The sequence below is a fragment of the Methylobacterium endophyticum genome (assembly GCF_050591105.1).
Lineage (GTDB): Bacteria > Pseudomonadota > Alphaproteobacteria > Rhizobiales > Beijerinckiaceae > Methylobacterium.
The window spans coordinates 64,178-87,286 of record NZ_JBNHES010000008.1; the positions used below are offsets into that span (position 1 = coordinate 64,178).

At 65.8% G+C, this 23,109-nt stretch carries 19 protein-coding genes and 1 pseudogene; 13 read left to right on the top strand and 7 right to left on the bottom strand.

Annotation, left to right across the window (positions count from 1 at the left end; translation table 11 throughout):
- Positions 1 to 5: 5 nt before the first annotated feature.
- Both ACP56T_RS11080 and ACP56T_RS11085 read right to left on the bottom strand, forming a co-directional pair.
- Positions 6 to 266, bottom strand: a complete 261-nt coding sequence (locus ACP56T_RS11080) for a hypothetical protein (RefSeq protein WP_430912166.1) — start codon at positions 264 to 266, stop codon at positions 6 to 8.
- Positions 267 to 539: 273 nt separating this feature from the next.
- Positions 540 to 1,523 (bottom strand): site-specific integrase, encoded by a 984-nt coding sequence (locus ACP56T_RS11085; protein WP_430912167.1) that lies wholly within the window; start codon positions 1,521 to 1,523, stop codon positions 540 to 542.
- Between the two features lie 319 nt (positions 1,524 to 1,842).
- Here ACP56T_RS11085 and ACP56T_RS11090 point away from each other — a divergent pair, with 319 nt between their 5' ends.
- Positions 1,843 to 2,106: an AbrB/MazE/SpoVT family DNA-binding domain-containing protein gene (locus ACP56T_RS11090; RefSeq protein WP_430912168.1), complete on the top strand. Its 264-nt coding sequence runs from the start codon at positions 1,843 to 1,845 to the stop codon at positions 2,104 to 2,106.
- Complete coding sequence (locus ACP56T_RS11095) at positions 2,103 to 2,489, top strand: PIN domain-containing protein (protein ID WP_430912169.1); 387 nt, start codon at positions 2,103 to 2,105, stop codon at positions 2,487 to 2,489. Before ACP56T_RS11090 ends, ACP56T_RS11095 begins: the two co-directional genes overlap by 4 nt.
- 237 nt (positions 2,490 to 2,726) lie before the next feature.
- Here the strand turns inward: ACP56T_RS11095 and ACP56T_RS11100 are convergent, their stop codons facing one another.
- Positions 2,727 to 3,536, bottom strand: a complete 810-nt coding sequence (locus tag ACP56T_RS11100; protein WP_430912170.1) for an aminoglycoside phosphotransferase family protein — start codon at positions 3,534 to 3,536, stop codon at positions 2,727 to 2,729.
- 8 nt (positions 3,537 to 3,544) lie between these two features.
- Between ACP56T_RS11100 and ACP56T_RS11105 the strand changes: the two are divergent.
- The 4 genes and pseudogenes from ACP56T_RS11105 to ACP56T_RS11120 all read left to right on the top strand — a co-directional run.
- A pseudogene (locus tag ACP56T_RS11105) lies at positions 3,545 to 3,643 on the top strand (IS5-like element ISMra2 family transposase); the annotation flags it as partial.
- Between the two features lie 400 nt (positions 3,644 to 4,043).
- Positions 4,044 to 4,331: an AbrB/MazE/SpoVT family DNA-binding domain-containing protein gene (locus ACP56T_RS11110; protein ID WP_430912282.1), complete on the top strand. Its 288-nt coding sequence runs from the start codon at positions 4,044 to 4,046 to the stop codon at positions 4,329 to 4,331.
- The gene (locus ACP56T_RS11115; RefSeq protein WP_430912171.1) at positions 4,297 to 4,713 is read left to right on the top strand and encodes a type II toxin-antitoxin system VapC family toxin; all 417 of its coding nucleotides are present in this window, start codon (positions 4,297 to 4,299) and stop codon (positions 4,711 to 4,713) included. Before ACP56T_RS11110 ends, ACP56T_RS11115 begins: the two co-directional genes overlap by 35 nt.
- A 100-nt stretch (positions 4,714 to 4,813) precedes the next feature.
- On the top strand, positions 4,814 to 6,031 hold the full coding sequence (locus ACP56T_RS11120) for a ComEC/Rec2 family competence protein (RefSeq protein ID WP_430912172.1): 1,218 nt from the start codon (positions 4,814 to 4,816) through the stop codon (positions 6,029 to 6,031).
- Between the two features lie 237 nt (positions 6,032 to 6,268).
- Here ACP56T_RS11120 and ACP56T_RS11125 read toward each other — a convergent pair whose 3' ends face one another.
- Entirely contained in the window at positions 6,269 to 9,931 is a 3,663-nt protein-coding gene (locus tag ACP56T_RS11125; protein ID WP_430912173.1) for an SIR2 family NAD-dependent protein deacylase, read from the bottom strand.
- Between the two features lie 315 nt (positions 9,932 to 10,246).
- On the opposite strand from ACP56T_RS11125, the gene ACP56T_RS11130 reads away from it, so the two are divergent.
- From ACP56T_RS11130 to ACP56T_RS11150, 5 genes are all read left to right on the top strand, one after another.
- Positions 10,247 to 11,959: a PAS domain-containing sensor histidine kinase gene (locus ACP56T_RS11130; protein ID WP_430912174.1), complete on the top strand. Its 1,713-nt coding sequence runs from the start codon at positions 10,247 to 10,249 to the stop codon at positions 11,957 to 11,959.
- Positions 11,917 to 12,921, top strand: coding sequence for an ATP-binding protein (locus ACP56T_RS11135; protein ID WP_430912175.1), 1,005 nt, complete (start codon positions 11,917 to 11,919; stop codon positions 12,919 to 12,921). Before ACP56T_RS11130 ends, ACP56T_RS11135 begins: the two co-directional genes overlap by 43 nt.
- A 145-nt stretch (positions 12,922 to 13,066) precedes the next feature.
- Complete coding sequence (locus ACP56T_RS11140) at positions 13,067 to 15,613, top strand: HWE histidine kinase domain-containing protein (protein ID WP_430912283.1); 2,547 nt, start codon at positions 13,067 to 13,069, stop codon at positions 15,611 to 15,613.
- Positions 15,614 to 15,814: 201 nt separating this feature from the next.
- Positions 15,815 to 16,297, top strand: coding sequence for a PIN domain-containing protein (locus tag ACP56T_RS11145; protein WP_430912176.1), 483 nt, complete (start codon positions 15,815 to 15,817; stop codon positions 16,295 to 16,297).
- Positions 16,278 to 16,529 (top strand): hypothetical protein, encoded by a 252-nt coding sequence (locus ACP56T_RS11150; RefSeq protein ID WP_430912177.1) that lies wholly within the window; start codon positions 16,278 to 16,280, stop codon positions 16,527 to 16,529. Before ACP56T_RS11145 ends, ACP56T_RS11150 begins: the two co-directional genes overlap by 20 nt.
- 286 nt (positions 16,530 to 16,815) lie before the next feature.
- On the opposite strand, the gene ACP56T_RS11155 is transcribed toward ACP56T_RS11150, so the two are convergent.
- Complete coding sequence (locus ACP56T_RS11155; protein WP_430912178.1) at positions 16,816 to 17,034, bottom strand: hypothetical protein; 219 nt, start codon at positions 17,032 to 17,034, stop codon at positions 16,816 to 16,818.
- Between the two features lie 493 nt (positions 17,035 to 17,527).
- On the opposite strand from ACP56T_RS11155, the gene ACP56T_RS11160 reads away from it, so the two are divergent.
- Both ACP56T_RS11160 and ACP56T_RS11165 read left to right on the top strand, forming a co-directional pair.
- Positions 17,528 to 18,031 carry a GrpB family protein gene (locus ACP56T_RS11160; RefSeq protein ID WP_430912179.1) on the top strand — a complete coding sequence of 168 codons (504 nt, stop codon included), beginning with the start codon at positions 17,528 to 17,530 and terminating at the stop codon, positions 18,029 to 18,031.
- Between the two features lie 225 nt (positions 18,032 to 18,256).
- The gene (locus ACP56T_RS11165; RefSeq protein WP_430912180.1) at positions 18,257 to 19,810 is read left to right on the top strand and encodes a sensor domain-containing diguanylate cyclase; all 1,554 of its coding nucleotides are present in this window, start codon (positions 18,257 to 18,259) and stop codon (positions 19,808 to 19,810) included.
- A 357-nt stretch (positions 19,811 to 20,167) separates the two neighbouring features.
- On the opposite strand, the gene ACP56T_RS11170 is transcribed toward ACP56T_RS11165, so the two are convergent.
- Positions 20,168 to 20,908 (bottom strand): Abi family protein, encoded by a 741-nt coding sequence (locus ACP56T_RS11170; RefSeq protein WP_430912181.1) that lies wholly within the window; start codon positions 20,906 to 20,908, stop codon positions 20,168 to 20,170.
- A 614-nt stretch (positions 20,909 to 21,522) separates the two neighbouring features.
- Complete coding sequence (locus ACP56T_RS11175) at positions 21,523 to 22,809, bottom strand: hypothetical protein (protein WP_430912182.1); 1,287 nt, start codon at positions 22,807 to 22,809, stop codon at positions 21,523 to 21,525.
- Positions 22,810 to 23,109: the final 300 nt, after the last annotated feature.

Sequence of the window (23,109 nt, forward strand, 5' to 3'; positions counted from 1 at the left end):
GCTTGTTACTTGACGAAATGCGGCTCTCCGTCTTGCGCGCTCCAAACGAGATGAATCCAGCCCCAGGGAATGTAGTGAGACTGGCCCTCGGCGTCGAAAATCCGATGCCCCTTGCTTTCACTTACATTGAGCCTAAGCGGCCTCTCAATGCGGATTGTATCCCCGCCAAGGAACCGATACTCGCGCCACGCCTCGCTCGAGATATCGACGAAGTCGAGACCGCTCTCGTTTCTGAAGGCTGGCTCAGCCAGGGCTGCTTCGCCCATGTTCGTCTCCGTCGTCACGTCATGGATTAGAGGCGAAGCCGAGTTCCTGGGTCAATCCTAACGTACTCGGCATCACGTGGTCAGGGGCGGACGCGATGACGCGCCCTCGTGGTTAGCGGAACGCCGCGGTTCCGTGTGTGCAGATGAATTTACCATGGAAGGCGCTCCATCGGCTACAAGCGAACCATCTCGTCATCCGTGTCCGGCCAGATCACGGCGACCTCGGCCCCCGGACGGCTGCTCGCAACGAGCCCTTGCTCCTGACTTCTGGCATCAGGCCCTGTTCTGGAGCGTCGCGAGCTTCCGTGCCGCCCCACGCTGAGCTCGTAGGCGCTCACCGTAGCGGGCCGGCATCGCCGGCGTCTTCCACGAGCCGGCCTGCATCACCTCGAGCAGTTCGAACCCGGCGGCGAACATGTCCTGCGTCGCCCCGACCCGGGTCGAGTGCCCGGAGGGCAGCCGCGCCAGCTTCAGCCCGGCGGCCGTGGCGAGATCGCGGAACACCCGCGCCACCTCCCCTCCCCCGAGCGCGGCGGCGCCGACCTGGCCGCCCTTGCTCAACGGCCGGAACAGCGGCCCGCTCTCCAGCCGCGCGGCAGCCAGCCACGCCCCGATGTGCGCCATGGTGTCGGGGGCGAGGTACTTGATCGCCCCCTCCCCCTCCTGGTCGGCCTTCGAGCGCCGCACCAGCACGGTGCCGGAGCCGTCGGCGCCCCTGTGCAGATCCCCTATATATAAAGAGACGAGTTCAGAGCGGCGCAGCAGGGTGTCGTAGGCGACCGCGACCAGCGCCGCGTTGCGCAGCGCGATCAGCGGCGTCTCGCGTTTCGCCTCCGTCACCCGCCGGTGCAGCCGCCCGGGCGTTTTGACCTCCAGCATGCGCTCGATGCTGGTGCGGTTGAGCGGCTCGGCCTGCTTCTGACGCCGGCCCTTCGCCCGGTTCATCCGCTTCACAGCCAGTCGCACAATCTCGTCGGCGCAGGGATTTGGCAGGCCGGCGGCGCGGTGCAGCGCCGCGATCGAGGAGCGGTAGCGCTCGACCGTGGCGCGCGCCTTGGTCTCGGCTTGCGCGTCGATGAAGAGGGCGACCGTCTCCGGCGTCGCCGGCAGCATCGCCCTCTCCGCCTCCCGACACCAGGCCGCGAAGATGCGGCTGTCGGCGGCGAGCGCGCGGACGGTGTTATCAGCGAACGCGCCGCGCGCGGCACGGGCATGCTGTTCCAGCCGCTCGATCAGCAGATCGAGGCCGGGCGGCAAGGCCTCAGTGAAAGGGACCGGCAGACCCGAGGGGTCACGGGATGGTTCGAAGGCGGATTCGGCGGCGTCAAGCTCCATAGCGGGAGCGTAACCGTTCACATGTTAACGATCCACAAATTTCCGGTCATAGTGCTTATTATCGGGGGCAATCATATGTGCCACACGGGTTACCTTTTTCATGCGCAGGAAGCGGACACGTCACGCTGAATGTCATTGCAGAGCCTATGACAGCCAGCAGACAGCTCCATCACCCACCGCATGACATCCATGTAGATTGGTGATAGCAGACTTATCGGTATCTTACGCGCGCAGGACAATCATGACATTCGTCACGGACGTGAAGCTGGCTGCAAACGGTAGGATGGTCCTGCCGCAAGCCGTGCGCGAAGCGATGGGTGTCTCCGGCGAGACACGTATCATCGTCACGGTCGATGGCTCGGAGGTGCGCCTGTCACCAATCGCGAATGTGGTCACCAAGCTCCAGGCCCTCTATCGCGAGCATGTCAAGCACGACGCCGATACCGCCGCGTTTCTGGATGAGCGGCGCGCCGATGACAGTGACTGGCAGGATGCCAAGGCGTGAGCACGGTCGTCTTCGACACCTCCGCTGTCATCGCGCTGCTGCGCGGCGAGCCTGGCGCAGCCACGGTGGCCAGTCGTGTCGGTCAAGCCGCGATGTCAGCCGTCAACCTTCAGGAACTCGTCAAGGCGTTGATCCTCCGGGGTCTCGCTCTCCCCGTGGTCGAGGAGATGGTGCATGAGTTGCGCCTTGAACTGCACACGCACGACCGCGAGGCCGCCTTCGCCGCAGCGCGGCTGACGGAGGCGACGCAGCAGCACGGCAGTGGGCTCGGCGACCGCACCTGCATGGCGCTCGCGATTAAGCTCGGCGTGCCGGTCCTCACCACTAATCGGGCGTGGGGCAAGCTAAAGCTCCCCGGCCTCACAGTCGAAATCGTTCGCTGACTGGCCGTTGCAGATCAATCTGCTCTGCAATGGCACATATGTCTGTCGCAGAACGGCTCACAATTGCTCCGCATGTGCTGATGTTCAAAGACGCGAGCCGCTAGAACTATCTCGGCGTGCTATGATTGCTTTTTACCAACCCCTGCACAGCAGATTCGCAGAAATCCTGATATTCGTGACAAAGAAGCGGCAAGTTCGAGCGACTTCGAGGTTCTCGGAGGCTGCATGCCGCAAGGATCATCGATCCAATTCCGCTGCCGCAAGCCCGGCGACGCTGAGGTCGATCAGCGCGGTGTCGCCGTCCTCCATGAACCACGCCGCCGACAGGCCGCACCAGGCGAGGATCCAAAGCAGCAGGCGCTCCCGTTCCAGCCTCGCGGCCTCGGCGACGACCGCGAGGCGGCGCGCGAAGCGGTCGGGGCGGATGGCGACCGGCCGGGTCGGATCGGCCAAGTCGGGGTTGGTGAAGATGTTGGCGAAGTCGAACGCGCGCTCGCCCAGCAGCCGCTTGGGATCGATCGCCAGCCAGCCCCGCGCACCGAAGTCCAGCACGTTGCCGTGGTGCAGGTCTCCGTGCAGCGGCAGTACCTCGCGCGACGTGGCCAACAGTTCACGGGCGGCCGCGTCGCAGCGGGCGAGGAGGCCGCCGTGGGTGGCCGCCATCGGCTCCAGGGCACGAAACCAGTAGTCGAGAGGGATCAGCGCCGGCTGCGGCCTGGGTCGCGGCGCATGCAGCCGCGCTGCCGTGGCGCAGAGGATTCGGCACGCCTCGTCGTCTCGTCCGGCCCGGGCCATGTCGGACAAGGAGCCAGGTCCTGCGGCCCTCTCCATCAGCAGGGCACCATCTTCCTGCGCCAGGACCCGCGCCGCACCGTCGCCGTCCCACCATTCCATCAAGACGCCGCCCATGCGCTCTTCTTCCTCGTCCGAGAGTTTGAGCATGGCTTTCTGACCGTCCCGCAGCACCGGCAGCAGACGGGCGACATGGGTAACGATCGGGTCGCCGTCCGGGTACAGGTTCCAGGACGTCAGGTAGGATTCGAACATCGGATCAGTCCAAGCAGTATCGTCGGATCGCCACCCGCTACGAGAAGCGAGCCGCAAACTACCTCGCCATGGTCACGCTCGGCATGACCATGCTCTGGCTCACATGACTTTGCAGAGACGCTCTAGCACCGTCGATGGCCCGCCTCGAACCGATGCATCAGGCCGCTCCAACTGTCGCGAAAGTCGACCACGAAACTCAGTCTATCGCGATAGATTTATGCGACGTAAATTTCCCTGATCTGCCAGATTCGCTCTATTTGTCGCGAAAGTCAGCTTTTGACCGTCTCACTTCGGATCGCGACTCTCCATTCATGACATTGCGTACAGCGATATGGCCGCGACCGGGGGTGTAGCAAACGGCGAGACAAACGTTCTGACGCCATTTTGCGCAAAACGGTACACCCATTTGGTTCGCATCCTTTTGGGCCAAACTGCCGTCGAGCCCTATAGACCGCTTGGGGAGCAACGAACTATCACTCCTATGATCCTAGTTTCGTGGAGAGCGACGTGGGGAAGCCTCAACAACGCTCGGTTCAGGTTGCTGAGAATGGGCGCATGAATCTACCAGCGGACGTTCGGCGAGCTTTGGGCCTGAACGGTGCAGGCAGGGTGATCCTCACACAGGATGAGAATGGCGTGATACTCACGACGGCGGATCATGCCCTACGGCGCGCCCGCGCCCTGGCGGCCCCGTATAAGCCGGGAGGACGCTCCGTGGTCGATGAGTTTCTGTCGGATCGCCGGGAAGAAGCTGCTCACGATGGCAATCGAGACAGAGGGGCCGATCGTGGCTGATGTCGTGCTCGACGCCTCGGCTATTCTGGCTGTCATCTTCGAGGAGCCGGGCGCGGAGCGCGTTGCGGGTCACCTCCCCGGTGCTATGGTCTCGAGCGTGAGTGTGACTGAGGTCATGACGAAGTTCTCCGATCTCGGCATGCCGGAGGAGACGGTCGATGACGTGGTCGCCGGCTTGCAACTCACGGCGCTGTCGTTCGACCTCGATCAGGCCGCCCAGGCGGCCAAGGTGCGCACGCATACCCGAGACGCTGTTCTCTCACTAGGGGACCGCGCCTGCCTTGCGACCGCGAAGATCCAGGATGCGCCTGCTTTGACGTCGGATCGAGCTTGGAAAGGTCTGCAGCGCGCGGCAGGCGTGAGAATCGAGATCATATGCTGAATTTCAACAACATAATCATCAAAGGAGATTAACCTTCTACTACTTCTATTATCCGCCGTCCGAGTCGCCGGAGTTTCCACATCGACGCCTTTATGCTCGTGTGACCCGCGTCGATGCCTTGAGCGTTAGTCCTTATCGGCGTTCCTCTTTCGAGTTCGACACGATCGACGCCGACACCGCGGACGCGGCCGGTGCGCAGATCGGCGACCTTTTCCAAGAGTCACGCACGAAGCCTTTCGCCGTCTTGCGCATCGTCACGACGCCCGCCCGCTTTCGGGCCTTCGCCGGGGACACTCCTGCGCCGGGCGATTGGTTCTTCCTGGAAATCGAACCTCGCGGCCTCCGTCCCGGCCTGATGACGTGGCACGCCCAGCTTGGACCTGCGGGATACTCGAGCCACTCACGAGGGGTGACGGTCGACGCGCGCCGCCTGACGTCCGAGGACGACGAGCCCCGGCGCCCTCGCAGCCTCGGAGCGGCGGTCGCCCCGCAGACCATGCTGCCGCAGCATGTCAGCCAGATCTCCCAACTCCCTTCGGTTGCGGCGAGCGGGCCGGCGATCCATGCCGCACTGGGGAAGCTCATCGCGCCAGCCGCGGTCATTGTCAGGGATGTCGGCCAAGCAAGCTTCACGTCCCTGGTCGACGGCCAGGGGAGGGCACTGATCCACTTCGACGTCGGCTTTCCGATCTCCTTCAACAAGCACACCTTTCCGAATGCCTTCAAGTGCGATCCGACCGAGCGTCCCCTGGTGGTCCTGTCGCACTGGGATTGGGATCACCTCCACGCGGCCTTCGCGTTGCGTCATCTGCACCAATGCACGTGGATCACGCCTCATCAGCGGATCGGGCCGGGTGCAGCGAGGCTCGCACTGATCCTTGCGGGTAAGGGTAATCTGCTCGTCTGGCCGGCCGGTGCAGGGGTGGGCTTTCCGGGCGGCACGCTCATGGCCTGCACTGGTACGACAAATCAGAATGACACGGGCCTTGCCCTTCACGTCACCTTGGCCAGCGGTCGAACTGCGTTGCTGACGGGGGACGCCGACTACCAATGCCTTCCGGCGACGATTGCCGCCCTCGGCCCGGTCTCGCACCTGATCGCGACCCATCACGGCGCGAGGTTCCATTCGGCCGTGACGCACATCCCCAAACCCGCCGCACCAGGCAGAAGGCTGGTGCTTTCCTACGGCTCAGGAAACGTCTATCGGCACCCACACCCTGAAGCATTGCAGGCGCACGCCACCGCGGGATGGCAACAATGGATTGCGACGGCTGGGCAGAAGGGGGGACCGCCCCGAGGGGATCGACAACTCGGGTGAAGCTTCTTCAGATCAGCCGGCAGTTTCGGCAGCGGCCTCCTCTCTCTTGGGGCCATCGCAGAATCTGTTCCAAAACGTACGCTAGAGCCGTGTCCGTTCCGATCCGTTCGAGCAGGCGACGGTTGTTGAACCAATCGACCCCGAGCGCCTAGAGGTCGAAGCGGGCCGGCTTCATCGGCCGGCTGAAGCGCTCGCACGCCTCCTGCTGCCTCGCCCATCCGCCCTCCCCTCCCTGCCTCACGCGGCCGCGAAGCGTACCTCGGGCAGTTCATCGGATGCCGCGGCTGCGAGCCAGAGTTCCGTCGCTTCGCTCGCGTGCCCGTGTCGGACGAGCATCACGGACAACCGGACGGCATCGGCCCGTATCAGCGTGAGCCGGGCCGTCTCCTCGTCGTTGCCCGCCCATGTGGCGTAGGCGGTCTCCTCCAGCAGGTGTCGCAGACCGATCGCGAGCCGTCGCGCATCGGGAGGTGTCACACCGCCGTGTTCGACGAGGGTCCTGGCAGTCTGCAAGGATTCCGGCAGCGCCCTGGAGACCCGGAGCGAGACGAGCCCGGCGACTTCCTCCGCGAGTTGACGAGGTAGCGGGGGTGCGTCGCCGCGGTGATGCCGGGTAGCCCACTCGCCGACGGCCCAGAGGGCGGCGGAGACGAAGCGGCGCTCCCGGCTGAGCAGCGCCTCCTGCAACCGTGCCGTCGCTCCGTCGACATCCAACGCCCCCAACCACACGGACTGCGGCACGAGAATGACATGATCGGGCAGCGGCGGTTCGAGCACGAGATTGCGAAGGACCGTGAGACGTGCCTCGCCCAGTTGCTCGGCGGTCAGCGCGGGAAGGACGGCATGGGTCAATGCGGCGACGACATCCTGCCCCAGTCGTTCGTGGATCGCCCCGGCTCCGATCAGATCCGGCATGGCTTTTGTGGGCTCCGGCAGGCGCCACGCGGCCAGGGTGCCGAACACTGCGAGAAGTTCTTGATCGGAGAGATAGTCGCGCACACTGCCTGCCGGTTGTAGCTCAGCCATTCGCCGCAGGAGCCACATGCTCCCGGTCGAAGGCTGCGTCGGCTCGCCTGTCGTGCCGATGAAGAAGCGGCGGAGCATCGAGTGGCGCACATCCTCGTCCGGTGCGGGCGTCTCGAACACGGTGTAGAGAGCGATGCTCCAGGCGAGACCCGGATCGCCCAGCCTGCTGCGTCGGCTCCAAAAGGCCCGTCCGAACGATACACGCTCTTCGGCCGACAGCAGGCCGTTTCGCGACAGGTGGAGAAGGCGTAGCGTCGCGTTCGAGGCCTCGGCTTGCTCACCGTGCTCGGCGGCAGCGATCAGTTGGATGATCCGGTCCGACCAACGCGGATCGTCCCAGGGACGCTCCGTCCCGGCCTGGATATGGCTGCTGGGCTCGGGCCACTCCATGTCGACGTGCGCACCGACCTCGGACGGCAGCGGAAAGGTGATCAGACCGAGTGCAGCATCGGCTCGGTCGGCTGGTGCCATCGCGTCGAGCGAGCGGCTGATGAGTGTGCCCAGCGGCTTGAACAGGGCTGGATGCCGCCAGTTCGGATGACGAGCGAGAGCCAGTGCGAATTGGAAACAAGTTCTAGCATCGGCTTGCGGAAGACGAAGGATCAGCCGGGACATGAGCTCGACGAAATTCTGTGAGCGCGCAATCCAGTAATTATTGGGCGGCCGCAGTGTCAGCGCATAATCCAAGGCGCGACGCGTGCGAGCAAAGAGCTCGCCTGCGATGGCTTGATCAAGGCGGGCCACTGCGATGCGATTGAACCGCTGCTCGATCAGATCTTTGTTGCCGCGCGATGCGGCTACGAGCACGCGTGCGGAGCCGATGTGATCTACATCGGCGAAGATGCCGACCGCTCGTGCAATGCGGCTTTGCAGGACGTTGACCCGCTCCTTGACCGCGAGCGGGATGCCGACGTGGTCGGCAAGGCGGATGCCGTAGCGGTCGGCCGTCGCGACCGGCGTCGTTCGCAAGGTGAGGCCAGGACGCCTGACGACGCCCGGCTCGAAGGCGGATTTCGGTCCGGCAGCGTCGTCCTGGGCCTGCTTTTCGCCATCCGCGATGGCTGCATCGAGCGCTTCGATACATGTCCAAGGATTGCAGGCACCCTCGTCGAAGCGGTGCAGCCGGTCGTCCTCCATGACCTTCTCCGCGACGAATTCGGGAATGCGCTCGTCCGGAGTGCTCACGCGGGTGAGGGCGTTGGCCAGGAACCAGGCCCACGCGAGACGCGAACGTATCCAGAGGGAGCGGCGATCACGAGCGGCCAAGCCCTTCAACTCACGGAAGGCGTCGAGGAGGGCGGCCTCGACCGCGTCGTGCTTTCCAAGCTCGGCGAAGAGCATGGCTCGCCGCAGCGTCCAAGTGGGGTCACGGCCCTTGACGGCGTCGATACCACCGGCGAGCGCGCCGTAGTCCAGATGGTCGCGTGCCCAGAGCGCCTCTTCGTACGCGAGGAGTGCGCCTATCTCCCCGTCCCGCTCGGCGGTCGGCACCAGCCAGTCGCGCCAGCGGTCGAACGATACCCGGTCCTCCGCCTCCCGATGCGTGCGAAGCAGCAGGCGCCCGATCGACCAGCGGTCTGCGGGCCGCAGACGCATCGGATCGGCTGCCTGGAGCATGGGTTCGATCCAGGCCAGCTCGAACGGATACAGGCTGGCATGCACGAGATCGGCGCGCCAGAGCACGTCGGCGACAGTGCCGATCGGATCATCCAGGCGGGCGAGCGCGCGACCGTGCTCCAGGGCCGTCAACTGCTGCCGCAGATCCCATGCCAGCCGCGAGCGGACCGGAGGGGGCGGTTCGATCCACCCCGGGTACGCGAGGCGCTCCGCACGCCATCGTGGAGCACAGCGCTCGACGTAGGGCGCCGCGAAGTCCGGATCGTGGACGGTGGGCCAGGGTCCCGCAGGGTTGTTCGGATCGGGCGGAGACCCTGAGGTAGGAGGCCAGCCCTCCATCGGCGCCCAGTCTTCAGGAGGCGCTCGGCGGGCGTCCTCGAGGGCCGCGAGAAACAGGTCGAGGGCCGCGGCGTTGCGCTCGTCGCGATCCCCAGTCACGTCGGGAACGAAGGGTGCAAGATCGATGGGCGTGATGCCGCGTCCGAGGTAGGCGTCGCGGGTCTCGCCCGTCAGTTCGAGGATACCAACGAGGAAAAGCGTTCTGCTGTAGGGCGCAATCTCCCCCCTCACCCAATCCGTCCAGGCCGCGAAGTTGGGATCGTCGCCGGAGAAGCCCAGCATGCAGATGTCGTTCTCGATCAGCACCTGACGCGCCAGATTGACGAACGGCGCGAACCGCGTGGGATACTCTCGGTAGTCGCTCTCGGTGATCACGAAGGGCGTGTGAGAGGGAAGCGTACCGTGCAGTTTCACGATGCGCGGAGCGCGCGTCCGAGCCAGATCCGTCGGCGTGAGGACCACCTCATAGGCAGGCTCCGTGATCCGCTCGGCGCCCCGTTCCAGCAAGGTATCGTAGTTGGTGGTGAGGACATCGGTCCACGGCATCCGCAACAAGCGCAGGTGCAGTGCACCGGGCACCCAACTCGCATCGGGGATCAGGCGACGGATCAGTCCCTCCAAGCGTCCCCGCCCGAACATTTCTTCGTATCGCGCTGCGAGCTTCAGGGCACCCGGGGCGGTGTTCCGGTCGAGATCGAGTTCGTCCCGCATCACGCGTAGGAGGTCGCTCCACAACGCGGGCTTCGGACTATCGAACGCCGCGAGGCCTGCGTTGCGCGAAAGACCTGCGCCGACCATGAGCGCCGCGCCACGCAACTCGGTTTCGCGCCAGAGCGATCGAGCGAGCGCCCTGAAAGCGGGCGAGGCCGAGAGTTCCGCCTTCGCGTCGCGGCCGTCATTCAGAGGGGTCACCAGCATCCTCTTTCGTGGAAAAGCCACCTTGTATGGGACTAGAGATCAGATGACTTCGCCAGCGGTATCGAGTTCCAGCGACCACCGCGTCCCTGGTTGTTCTCGCGACGCCCGTTCTCGGCATCGGGCTTTCAGCCGTCATCCTCGGCGAGGGGCTGGACCCACTGCTCGTCCGCTCGGCGTTCGCCATCGTCTTCGGTATCGCCCTCGACGTCAGGGGACGAGGTAGCTGCCAGAGATCCACCAGGCTCGAGATCGGCGTCTGGATGCGTCCTGTGCTCGACTGCCAAGGTAGTTGGAGCCTGCTAGAAATGGCGCTCGATGGATGACACGGCCAAACCACCGCCTGCCCGCGCGACGCCGGGGCAGCTCAAGCGCGACCAAGCCCGCATCCAGTCCGAGCTCGCCGGCACGGATGGCGGCATCGATCCGTTCACCGAGGCCGTGCGCGCCATGCGCCTGCCGATGCTCATCACCGACCCGCGCCGGGACGATAACCCCATCGTCTTCGTCAACGACGCCTTCTGTCGTCTGACCGGCTACACCCGCGAAGAGGTCCTCGGGCGGAACTGCCGCTTCCTGCAGGGGCCGGAAACCGATCCGGAAGCGGTCGCCCACCTGCGCGAGGCCGTCGCCGCTCCCCGCTCCGTCGAGTTGGACATCTGCAACCACAAGAAAGACGGCACGCCGTTCTGGAACCGGTTGCTGCTGGCGCCGGTCAACGACGCCAACGGGCAACTCGCCTACTTCTTCGCCAGCCAGTTCGACGTGACTCGGGAGCGCGACAGGCTCACGGCCCTTGAGGGGGAGAACGCGACGCTGACGGCCGAGAGGCAGGCCAACCAGCAGCGGCTCGTTCTCAGCGAGGAATCCCTGCGGCTGGCCACCGAGGCGGCCGAAGTCGGCACCTGGGACCTCGACCTCACCACGGACGTCCTGACTTGGTCGGACCGCACCAAGGGTATGTTCGGCATCTCCCCGGACGTGCCCTGCAGCATGGCCGACTTCTATGCCGGCCTGCACACGGACGACCTCGATGCGACGAGCGCGGCGTTCGCCTCGGCCATCGATCCCGAGCGACGCGCCACCTACGACGTCGAGTACCGCACGGTCGGCAAGGAGGACGGCATCGTGCGCTGGGTGGCGGCCAAAGGGCGCGGTCTGTTCGACGAGACCGGCCGCTGTTTCCGGGCGCTCGGCACCGCCATCGACATCACGGCGCGCCGGCTGGCGGAGGAGGCCCTGCGCTTCAACGAGGCGCGACTGCGCTTTCTCGACGCGCTCGGCAGGGAGACGGTGAAGGGCACTGATGCCGACGCCATCCTCGCTGTCACGACGCGCATGGTCGCCGAACACCTGAACCTGTCGAACTGCGCCTACGCCGACATGGACCCCGACGAGGACGGCTTCACCATCCGCGGCGACTGGGCGCGTGAGGGCTCACCGAGCATCGTCGGCCATTACAGTCTCGCCGACTTCGGCAGGCTCGCCGTGCGCAACCTCCGGGCCGGCGAGCCGCTGATCGTCAACGACAACCGCGCGGAACTGGAAGCGGAGGAGGCCGCGACCTTCCAGGCCATCGGCATCGCCGCCACCATCTGCATGCCGCTCGTCAAGGACGGTCGCCTGACCGCGCTGATGGCCATTCACGACCGGATGCCGCGGTCCTGGTCGGACTACGACCTGGCGCTGATCCGCGAGGTGGCGGAGCGCTGCTGGGCGCATATCGAGCGGGTACGAGCGGACGCGGAACTTCGCGAGGCGGCCACGGCGCTCGCCGCCCTGAACACCACGCTGGAAGAGAGGGTGGCGGAGCGGACGGCGCGTCTCGTCGAGGCCGAGGCGGCGCTACGGCAATCGCAGAAGCTGGAGGCGGTGGGCCAGCTCACCGGCGGCGTGGCCCATGACTTCAACAACCTGCTGACCATCATCCGCTCGTCGGTCGACTTCCTGCGCAGGCCGACCTGCCCGAGGAGCGGCGGCGGCGCTACATGGACGCGGTCTCGGACACGGTCGAACGTGCCGCCAAGCTGACCGGGCAACTCCTGGCCTTCGCGCGCCGGCAGGCGCTCAAGCCGGAGGTGTTCGAGGTCGGCGGCCGGCTGAGGGGCGTGGCCGACATGCTCGACACCGTGACGGGCTCCCGCATCCGGGTGGTGACGGAATTGCCCGACATGCCCTGCCACGTCCTGGCGGACGTGAGCCAGTTCGAGACCGCGCTCATCAACATGGCCGTCAACGCCCGCGACGCCATGGACGGCGAGGGCACGCTGACCCTGCGGCTGTCGTGTCTCACCGGCATGCCGCCGATCCGGGGGCACGGCGGCAGTGCCCAGCCGTTCGCGGCGGTCTCGCTCACCGACACGGGCTCCGGCATCGCCCCCGACCGCATCGGCCGCATCTTCGAGCCGTTCTTCACGACCAAGGAGGTCGGCAAGGGCACCGGACTCGGCCTGAGCCAGGTCTTCGGGTTCGCCAAGCAGTCGGGCGGCGACGTGGACGTGGAGAGCACGCCCGGACATGGTACCACGTTCACGCTGTACCTGCCCGAGGTCGAGGCCGAGGGGCAGCAGCCCCGGGACGACGGCGAGGACAACCACTCCTCGGCAGGGGGCGGCCGGCGCGTGCTGGTCGTCGAGGACAACGTCGAGGTCGGTCGCTTCGCCACGCAGATCCTGCAGGACCTGGGCTACGAGACCGACTGGGCGGCGAACGCGGAGGAGGCGCTGGCCCGGCTGGGCGGGGACGGCGCCGGCTTCGACGTCGTGTTCTCCGACGTGGTCATGCCCGGCATGGGCGGACTGAGGCTGGCCAAGGAGTTGCGCCGCCGCCTGCCGCATCTGCCGGTCGTGCTCGCCTCGGGCTACAGCGACGTCCTCGCCCAGGAGGGCAGCAGCGGCTTCGCGCTCCTGCACAAGCCGTATGCGGCCGACCAGTTCGGCCGGACGCTCAATCGGATCATCCAACACCACCGCCGGCCCATGGCGGTCGAGTAGGATCCGCCATGCCGGGCTCTGGATGACGGGGACCGGTGCAGGCGGTAGAAGGGTGGTGGCGACCTCGCTGGCAAGTGCCTCGTTCGCCTGGAACTTTTCCAAGGCGGTCGCGCGGTCAGCCGGTCGTTCACGGACGGCAGAGCCAATGAATTCGGGACCGCGCGTCGACCTGACCAATTGCGACCGGGAGCCGATCCAGATCCCGGGAAGCATCCAGCCCCATGGCTGCCTGCTCGCTTGCGACACCTCAGCCAGCCTCGTGCTCCGTCATTCCGCGAACGCGCCGGCGATGCTCGGGGTGAGCGGCGACCCGAACGGCCGTCCGTTGGAGGCGGTCCTCGGGGACGAGGCCGCCCACACCGTCCGGAACGCGCTGGCCCGGGCGAAGGAAGCGGCCCGGCCGGCGCTGACCTTCGGCTTGGCGCTTGCCTCCGGACGGGTGTTCGACGCCGCCGCCCACCGGTTCAAGGGCACGGTCGTCGTCGAGTTCGAGCCGGCCGGCGACAACGTCGCGGAACCGCTCGAACTCGCGCGCACGGTCATCACCCATGTCCGGGACGTCGACAGGACGGACCGGCTGGTTCGCGACACGGCGCGGCTCGTCCGGGCCATGCTCGGCTACGATCGGGTGATGATCTATCAACTCGGCGCGGACGGTGCCGGCAAGGTCATCGCCGAGGCCAAGCGCGGCGACCTCGAAAGTTTTCTCGGGCAGTATTTTCCCGGCTCCGACATCCCGCAGCAGGCGCGGGCGCTCTACCTGCGCAACCCGATCCGCGTGATTTCCGACGCGGACTGCAGGACCGTCCCCATCGAGCCTGTGCTCGACCTGTCGGGCGAGCCGCTCGACCTGTCCCACGCGCATCTGCGTAGCGTCTCGCCGATCCACTGCGAGTACCTGCGCAACATGGGCGTCGGCGCGTCGATGTCGATCTCGATCATCGTTGGTGGCGCGCTCTGGGGGCTGATCGCCTGCCACCACTACGCGCCGCGGACCCTGACGATGGGCCAGCGGGTCGCCGCCGAGATGTTCGGCGAGTTCTTCTCGCTGCACATCGAGACCATGCGCGCCAGGCAGACGCTCGAGGCTGCGGCGCGCGCGCGGACGGTCCTCGACACACTCCTGAAGGATGCGAACCGGTCCGCCGACGTCGAGGATCTGCTCTGTTCCCGCCTGGCCGCCTTCAAGACGCTGATCCCCTGCGACGGCATCGGCATGTCGCTCGCGGGCCGGTGGTCGTCGGAGGGCATCACCCCGCCCAAGCCCGCCCTCCCGGCCTTGCTCCGCTTCGCCGAAGGGGTCGCGGAGGGCCGCACCTGGGCGTCCAACCGGCTGTCGGCGGCGCATGCCCCCGCGCAGGATTATGCCGCCGACGCCTCGGGCGTGCTGATCGTCCCGATGTCGCAGCGTCCGCGGGACTACCTCCTGCTGTTCCGCAAGGAGGTCGTCGAGACGCTCGAATGGGCCGGCGACCCGAACAAGTCGTACGAGAGCGGGCCGCTCGGCGACCGCCTGACCCCGCGCAAGAGCTTCGCGGTCTGGAAGGAGACCGTCCACCGCCAGTCGCAGCCCTGGACCGAGCAGGACCGGCAGTTCGGCGAGGCCGTCCGTGCGGCCGTGGTTGAGGTCGCGCTCCACAGCAGCGAACTCCTCGCCGACGAGCGGGCGAAGGCGGACGTGCGCCAGCGCATGCTCAACGAGGAACTCAACCATCGGGTCAAGAACATCCTCGCCCTGATCGGGGCGCTCGTCTCGCACCCGACCGAGGAAGGTCAGAGCCTGCAAGGCTACGTCGCGACGCTGAAGGGCCGCATCCAGGCGCTCTCGCTGGCACACGACCAGGTCGTGCGGGGCGACGGCGGCGGGAGCCTCACCGCGCTCCTCGACGCGGAACTCACGCCCTACCGCACCGCTGCCGACGCCATCGAGATGGCAGGGCCGTCCGTCGTCCTCGACGCCCGCGCCTACTCCGTCATGGCGCTGGTCCTGCACGAGTTGGCGACGAACGCCGCCAAGTACGGCGCGCTGTCACGCCCGGGCGGCAAGCTCGCCGTCGCATGGACCGTCGATTCCGGCGGGGCCTGCGAGATCGCATGGCGTGAGAGCGGCGGCCCGACGGTCAGCACCCCGAGCCGACGCGGCTTCGGCTCCGTCCTGATCGACCGGAGCATTCCCTTCGACCTCGGCGGGTCGAGCAATGTCGAGTACGAACCCGACGGGCTGCGGGGGTATTTCAGGATTCCCGCCAAACACCTGACGGTGTCCGAGACCGTGGAGGCCGTGCGCACGGTCGCGCCCGTCGTCCCTGCCGATGCCGACGCAGGCGATCTGGCCAAGCTGAGCGTCCTGATTCTTGAGGACCAGTTGGTCATCGCGGTCGGCCTCGAACAGATCCTGGCGAACGCGAACATCGAGGACGTCGTCACGGCCGGCTCCGAGGCCGAGGCGCTGAAGGTGCTGGGCGGCCGGACGCCGGACGTCGCGGTGCTCGACATCAATCTCGGCATGGGCACGTCCATCGCCGTCGCGGAGGAACTGGAGAGGCGGAAGGTGCCGTTCCTGTTCGCGACCGGCTACGGCGACAGCGCGTTCGTCCCCGGACACCTCAAGCACGTCCCGGTGGTCCGGAAGCCATACGAGGCCGCCACCATCATTGAACGCCTGCAGGATTTGATCCGGCCTGCGACGTAACCCAGTTCCGACGCGAAATGGGCCTACAGGTCGGCGATACCGTCGTGATGGAAATGGTCGATGGAGAGATTCGGGTTCGCTCGCGCGATGCGGCCATTGCCGAGATCTAGAAGCTCGTCAGGGGCTTGGTTCTTGAGGGTGTTAGCCTGTCCGATGAGTTGATTGCCGACCGTCGCGCCGAAGCGGCCAAGGAGTGATATTGTGGCCGCGAAGTACGTCTTGGACGCGTCCGCCCTGCCCTATCTGTTCAACCAGGAAGAAGAGCAGAACCGCGTCCGTACCGCGCTCGGCGAAGCCGTCATTTCTGCCGTCAATTACTCGGAGGTTATCGCCAAGCTCGTCGAGCGCGGGGGTGCCATTGCGGCGGTCGGTCAGGCGCTCGAGCATCTCCATCTCATGATCGTCGAGTTCGATCGAGCGCAAGCCGTCCAGGCCGGCATGCTTCGCCAGGACACGCGCGAGGCAGGCTGTCGTTCGGAGACCGCTCCTGCCTGGCGCTGGCGAAGTCCCGCGGCCTCGTCGCTCTCACCACCGACCAGGCATGGTCGCGGCTCGACGATGCCGTCGGCATCATGGTCGAGTTGGTGCGCTGAGCGGATGACCGCCACTGCTCTCTTGGCGAATGCCACCAATTGGATCAGAGACGAAATGGGAGGGCGGAAGGATGAGCACCGATCGTTTTGAACCTAATCTTGTTGAAACGGTGGGCCGTATTGCCCGCACGATGCGCGATCAGGGCGGCAGCGGCCCCCTGAGCGCGGGCGAGGCCATCGCGGGAGCGCTGCTCAACAACCGCATGGACTGGTTGCCGCCGATGTACTCCCACCCGATCGACGCTTTCGAACGACTCGGACCGGAATGGTGGAGTGCCATTGTCGTCGCCCACCAACAAGGATGGGATTCGACCGAGGTCTGAACCGATCGGGGCTGCCGCCTCACCGACCGGAAATCCATGGCGAGCATATCGCACTTGCAGGGGGTTGCTGCGATTCTTACCGTTACATAGGCCTGCTCGTACCCGCTCGACCGGTTCGGGTAGCCCCTGCCTTCGCGGGGTTCCGCCGCAACCGTCGTCGCGGATGCCACCGCCGTCGCAGCAAGTATTGCTGCGGCGACGACCATCGAGAGACGGGTCACGTGTCCGAGATGCATCGAGCGGTTCCTTGGAGGGCCGTTTTGCGTCTTCGAGGCTTGAACGCCGCCTAAATGCAGCGCTGCTCGGCCAGCCGAGGCCGCGCATGGAGTGTGGCGTGGTCCAGGGCCTGCCGGTGATCCCGGATCGCGGCGGCGACCACCGCCTTCGGCGCATTCCCGTCGATGATCGTCTCGGCGCTCTCGATGCAGCCGAGCAGCCGAGCAGCCGAGCAGCCGGAGCAGGGCCGGACCGGTCTTCGCGACGCGGCCCGTGCGTTCCAGGCCATCGTTGACGGTTCTCAGTCGGTCGATCGCCTGTTCGAGGGCATGCGCCAAACCGGCGATCTGACGAGGCAATTCAGCGTTTTGAACATATTACAGCATTTCGACGACCGCTTATGCGGCAGCGTAGATCAATCTCGCAATAGTAACCTTCGAGCGAGAAGCCAAGTCGAAGTAATTAAAAATTAAACGACTGTCAACCGAACGACTAAATCAGGCGAGCGCGATTATCTGCTGCACGCGCGTTACGATCGAGCGGCACATGCTGCATCGGGGTCGTTCTGGGGTGTGCTTCGAGCGGAATGATGTGATTTGATGGTCCTCGCGAGGGCACCCTCTTGACGGGAGGCTCGCAGAGTCCTTTCCAATCTCGCCCGCCCGGCTCGCGTCGCGGTGGGCACATTTTTGGAGGTCAGATATCTGGTTCTGCCCAATGAGCTCCCAGCGCATCGCCCTCAACGATGGGTCGGGCGACGTCTCCAGGACATGAGGGCGGCGATGGGACATCCCGATCATTTCCATCTCGCTCCTGACATGGCCGGGGCGCGTCGGGCGGCCGAGCATCTCTTCGAGGAAGCGCGGGGTGAACTCGGAAGCCTCCTTCCCGCCTCCGCCGAGATCCTGCACGTAGGGGCCACGGCCATCCCCGGATGCCTCACCAAAGGCGACCTCGACGTGGTGGTCAGGATCGCGTGCAGTGACTTCGGAGCAGCCGAAGCGCAGCTTGCCCACCGCTTCGCACGCAACGGGAATTCGGCCTCCACCGAAGACTTCGCCGCCTTCGAGGACCGGGCTCGGACACCACATCTGGGTATCCAGTTGACCGTCGAAGGCGGTGCGTTCGACCTCTTCCATCGCTTCGCCGCCGCGCTTCGCGCCGATCCCGAACTGGTGCAAAGCTACAACGCACTCAAGCGCAGGTATGACGGGCGGCTCATGGAGCAATACAGAGCGGCTAAGGATGATTTCATCACGCATGTTCTGCGGTCAGTACCTGATTAGCTCGATGGCCATGCGAGGCAATCGAGGCGCGACCCTGACTTTGCACAGCAACCTTCGGCAATATCAGGACCCGATGAACCGAGCTTCCTCTCCGACGAGGCACGACGTAACCGGCCCGCAGGGGACAAACCGGCACGACACGGCCGTCATGAAGAATGGATTTAGAGCTTCCACACGATTGAACACATAAAGAATCAGCATGGTTCTGCCTGGGAGATCAAGTCCGTGGGTCTATCGGCAAGCCTCGCGCGCCGCGTTCGGTCGGCCTGGGTCTGGATCGGGCTCGGGATCCTGGCCTCGCTCGGCATGGTCGCCGTCTGCGCCCTGATGCTGCTCGAGCTGCGCCGGGACGCCTGGGACAAGGCCGAGCAGACCTCCCGCAACCTGCTCCAGGTGATCGAGCGCGATATCGACCGCAACTTCGAGATCATCGACCTCGCGTTGCAGGCCGTCGTCGAGAACCTCAAGATGCCCGGCTTGGGCGGGATCAGCCCCGAGTTCCGTCAGCTCATCCTGTTCGATCGCGCCGTCAACGCCAAGGATCTCGGCGTGATGCTCGTCCTCGACGAGAACGGCGACACCGCCTTCGACGCGGCCGGCTGGCCAGCCCGTCGCCTCAACAACGCCGCGCGCGCCTACTTCCAGGCCCACAAGGCCGATCCCGGTCGCGGGCTCCACATCAGCCGGCCCCTGGTCTCGCAACTCACCAAGGCGCGCGCCGTCGTCCTCAGCCGCCGGATCGACAAGGCCGACGGCTCCTTCGGCGGGGTCGTCCTCGGCAGCCTGTCGCTGTCCTACTTCAGCCGCCTGTTCGATCGGATCGAGCTGGGACGGGCGGGCACGATCAACCTGTTCCTGCAGGACGGCACGCGCCTCGTGCGCCACCCGGAACCCGATCCGGAGCCCGCCCCGAACTTCGCGCAGGCACCGAACTTCCAGCGCTTCCTGCGCGAGGGCAAGGGCAGCTTCGTCGCCGCCACCCAGAGCGACGGCGTCGAGCGCTTCTACGCCTTCACGCGGGTGGGCAGCCTGCCGCTCATCCTCAACGTCGCGCTGAGCACGCAGGCGATCGAGGCCGAATGGCGCGCGAAGGCGATCGTGATCGTCTGCACGGTGCTTTGCCTGTCCAGCCTGACGGTCGGGCTGTCGCTGCTGGTCGGATGGGAGCTCAGGCGTCGCGTCGCGGCGGAGGCGGGTCTGGCCCGCCTCTCGCGCACCGACGTCCTGACCGATCTGCCCAACCGCCGCCACTTCGAGGAGGCGTTCGAGCGGAGTTGGACCGAGGTGCGCCGCCGCGCCGGCCCGATCTGCCTGCTCGTCGTCGATGCCGATCACTTCAAGCGCTACAATGACTGCTACGGCCACGCGGTGGGCGACTTGGTGCTCTGCGCGCTGGCCCGGGCCCTGGGACTCAGCGCGCGCCGGCCGGGCGATCTCGTCGCCCGCGTCGGCGGCGAGGAATTCGCCGTCCTGCTGCCGGACACCGACGCCGAGGGCGCTGCCTGCGTCGCCGAGGCGGTGCATGAGGCGGTCGCCGCGCTCGTGGTCGAGGCGGAGGGTGTCGGGGTCGGTCCGATCAAGGTGAGCATCGGCCTGGCATTCGGCCTGCCCGACATGGACAGTTCGCCGGCCGACCTGCTCCGCCTGGCCGATGCCGCCCTCTACGAAGCGAAGGCGGCGGGCCGCAACCGGACCTGCTATGCGGTGATGGGCCGGGGTCGGCAAAGGGCATCGAAGCCGGACTCATCGAGGCTCTGTGTGGTGGGCGCAGCAGCGTGAGTGAAGATCCTGGGATCGGACGGGGACCAGTTGCCGTAGGCGGCAGCGGGCGTCATCGTTCGGGATGGGGCCGGAGCACCTGCCCGGATCACCGCCCTGCCCGACCGCCAAAGCTCATGACGCTCGCCGACCGTCTCGCCCATCTGCCCCCTCGCAAGCGCCGCGAGTTGGAATACGCGACGCAGATCCTGTTCGAGGAGTTCGAGGTCGCCTAGGAGGGCAAGTTCTCCGACAAGTACAAGGACGGCCCCATCCGCACCGTGGATCGGGGCGATGTCTACCTGAGTTGGTAGAACGCAGATGCCTCAGGGCGGCCCCGAAGGCTGTTTCAGACCACTCGAGCCACCCCTAGCTCCATCAGTAGCCGGCCTCGGCCGGCTGCATTTGGGGGTGAGCAGCGATGATCCTGCCCACTCTGGCAACAATACCGACCGAAGCACCCCGGGCCGTCATGGCGTGGTCAAGGCATTCCAGGATGGCCTTGAGTTTAGGCTTCGGAGCGGTTGGAATGCTCGCGCTCGTCAGGGTCTTGGGTTGCTTCTGAAGCTTCCTATTGAAAAGTCTGTCGTGATGAGCGCAGATATTGCGCAGATCGACCAAGCATGCGATCCAACTCTCGAAGACTTCATCGGAAGGAACTCCAAAATCGGCCGCCACAGCCGTTCGGAGCGGCCCTGATAGGCACTTATAAAGGTTGGATGATCTGCCGAAGGTCAAGAATTCTTTCAAAGTCCAGATTGCAGGAAGATAAGGATCGCCGTAGGTATTGCGATAGTGCTTTGCCCGCGCGTCATGAGTTCTTTCGTAGACGTCGGACAGACTCTTGATAGCGCTGATATGGGAAGCGGGGTCTTTGAATGCCGCCGAGTTCAGATATGGATGGCTGCCGTAGGCTTGACTGACGGCTTCGGAGATCGAGTTGCGCAACAGGATCTCGAACTGGCCGACGGCGCCAAAGCACGCGTCTCGCAGGATCGCATCACACTCGTACAGGGCGATGATGTCACGGTAGGACGTCCCGGGCACGAAGGGCCGGCCCGGGACGTTGAACTGGCGCCGGGCGAGAAAGTAGATACGGAGCCGTTCGTAGCCGATCACCTCGATCTTGCGAGCGGCGACCCTCGGGCGGGGTATCACCAAGCCCCGTGCGCGCAGATGAGCCACCCGCTGTTCGGGTGTCGCATGCGGCTTCGTGTAGGGTGTGAGGGCCATTTCAAAAAAGGAAGGGCCGCCCTTTTGCACACCCCCCGGAGAGGATGTGTGGCGGCCCGTGACCCGCTGAAGATAGGCTGCGAGGTCGGCTTCTGCAAGGGACGAGTATGGGTTGCCGTCGGTTTTCGATCCGAGGGCTCGGTAGACGCTGGTCCTCGAGATCCCGAGTTGGCGAGCGCGGGCAGCAGGGCCCCCGCCGCATGCCGTCGACGGATCTCGTCATCACGAACCGTCTTTGCTCGTCCCTTGCCAAGCGTAAACGCCGCTCGCCTTGGCGGCCCTGATGCAGGTGTGCTGGCGTTCCAAGCTGACCTTGCGCTCCATCGAGGCGACCATGCCGAGCACGGTGACCACGATCCGGCCGACGCTGCCGGAGGTCAGTTCAGGATCAAGGATGCTCAGGGGCGCTCGCCGTTTCGGCCCGACCTTCTGGTGCCTTCACCAAGCAAGGCTTCAGGCGTATAGGCGCCTCGGGACCACTGCCCCGAGGTGGTTACACCTCAGTGGAGCGGCCCTCCATCGCGAGGCGGCCGCGTATCGGTCTGGCGGATCCGCGCCGCCAGCGTCTCGAATGCTGCCGGGCTTGGTGCGTGTTTGAGCGCCTGCGCCGCATGGAAGTTGCTCAGGCCCACGGCGATCTGGAGCGAGTAGTCGAGCGACTGGCGACCCGGATCGAACGATGCCCCCGACGGGATGTTGCGAAACCAGGGGGCCGGATCGGCTCCGTTGGGTGGCACCATGGTGCCGGCCGGGAACTCGGCGGTCCCGTGACAGGACGTGCAGGACGAGATCTTGTTGTCGACCGGCCCGTTCAGGCGCCCCTGATATCCCACGTGCGGCATGCGCACAGCCGGGTTCAACCAGGTCTCGGTCAGCGGGCCAGTACCGGAATAGCCTGGATCGTTCCCCCACATCAGGCCGACCGGGGCGACGTTAGTCCAGCCCGCTCCCGGCTTGCCACCCGGCCCGCCGCCATACACGAAGGTCCCGAAGGCCCACCCCGTCGTGCTCGCCAGCCGCGCGTCCTTGACGGCGATATCGATCTGCAACAAGCGCACCTGCTGGATCGCGCGCGGGCTGGCCGGGTTCGGGGCGGGATCGTTCGGATTGGCGTAAACGTAGGCGGTCCAGACCGGCGCACCCTGCAGGTAGGGGACTTCCTGGACCGGCGCGGTCGTGAAGAGGAGTTTGGCGGCGACCGTGCCCTCCGGCATGAGGCCGAGCGCAGGGTTGGGCTGACCGTGGTTGGCCCACACGCGCCCGATCGTCGCCCCGCCCGGCGCATTGTAGAAACCGACCGCGTAGTTGTTCCATTGCCGGGTCTGGTGCGGGTCGAGTTCGCCCGGTCGGGACACGCGCTCGCGCGTCAGGCCATGGATCGGCTCGCGACCGTTCGTGCCGAAATCCTGCCAGGGCGCGTTGTACCAGCCCCGCACGGGATTGAGCTTGGGGTCGAAGCTGGCCTCGACGTCGGCGCGCAGGTTGCCCTCGTAGAAGTAGGCTAGCACGGCCGCAATGTATTGCTGCGGCTGCGTGACAGGATCAAAGCTTTTCCACGGCTGCGCATCGCTCGGCGCTGTTCCAGGATAGTTCTGGCTCATCTGGAATACACGACCATGCCAATCCGACGGCGGAGAGACGACGGCATTGCAGAATGGTGTCGTGGGGGTATTGCAAACGGCAGCGGGGGGAGCTTCGGCAACAGCCGAGTCACTGAGATTTAAAATGCCGACAACGCCACCACTCAACAGGCCCGCAATCACAAACGGTTTCGCGTATCCGACCATGGCCTTTCTCCCCCACGTTTGATTTTGATTGAATCTTCCGCCGCGGGCAAGCGCTGTCTATAAGTTCACGGACCTCGACACCTGTCGCGTTCGTTTGGGAGCCGAGGAGGACTGCTAGGCCCCTCGGCCCCTCGGCTGCCTCATGCGCCCTCCCAGCCGACCCCAAGGGCATCAAGGGAGCGCAGCCGTCGCTCGATGCGAGCCGATTCGGCCCGAACAGCGGTTTCCGGGCACCCGACGCCGGCGGTCTCGACCCAGCCCGACAGGAGGCAGGCGGACCGGATCTCACCCCAATCGGCG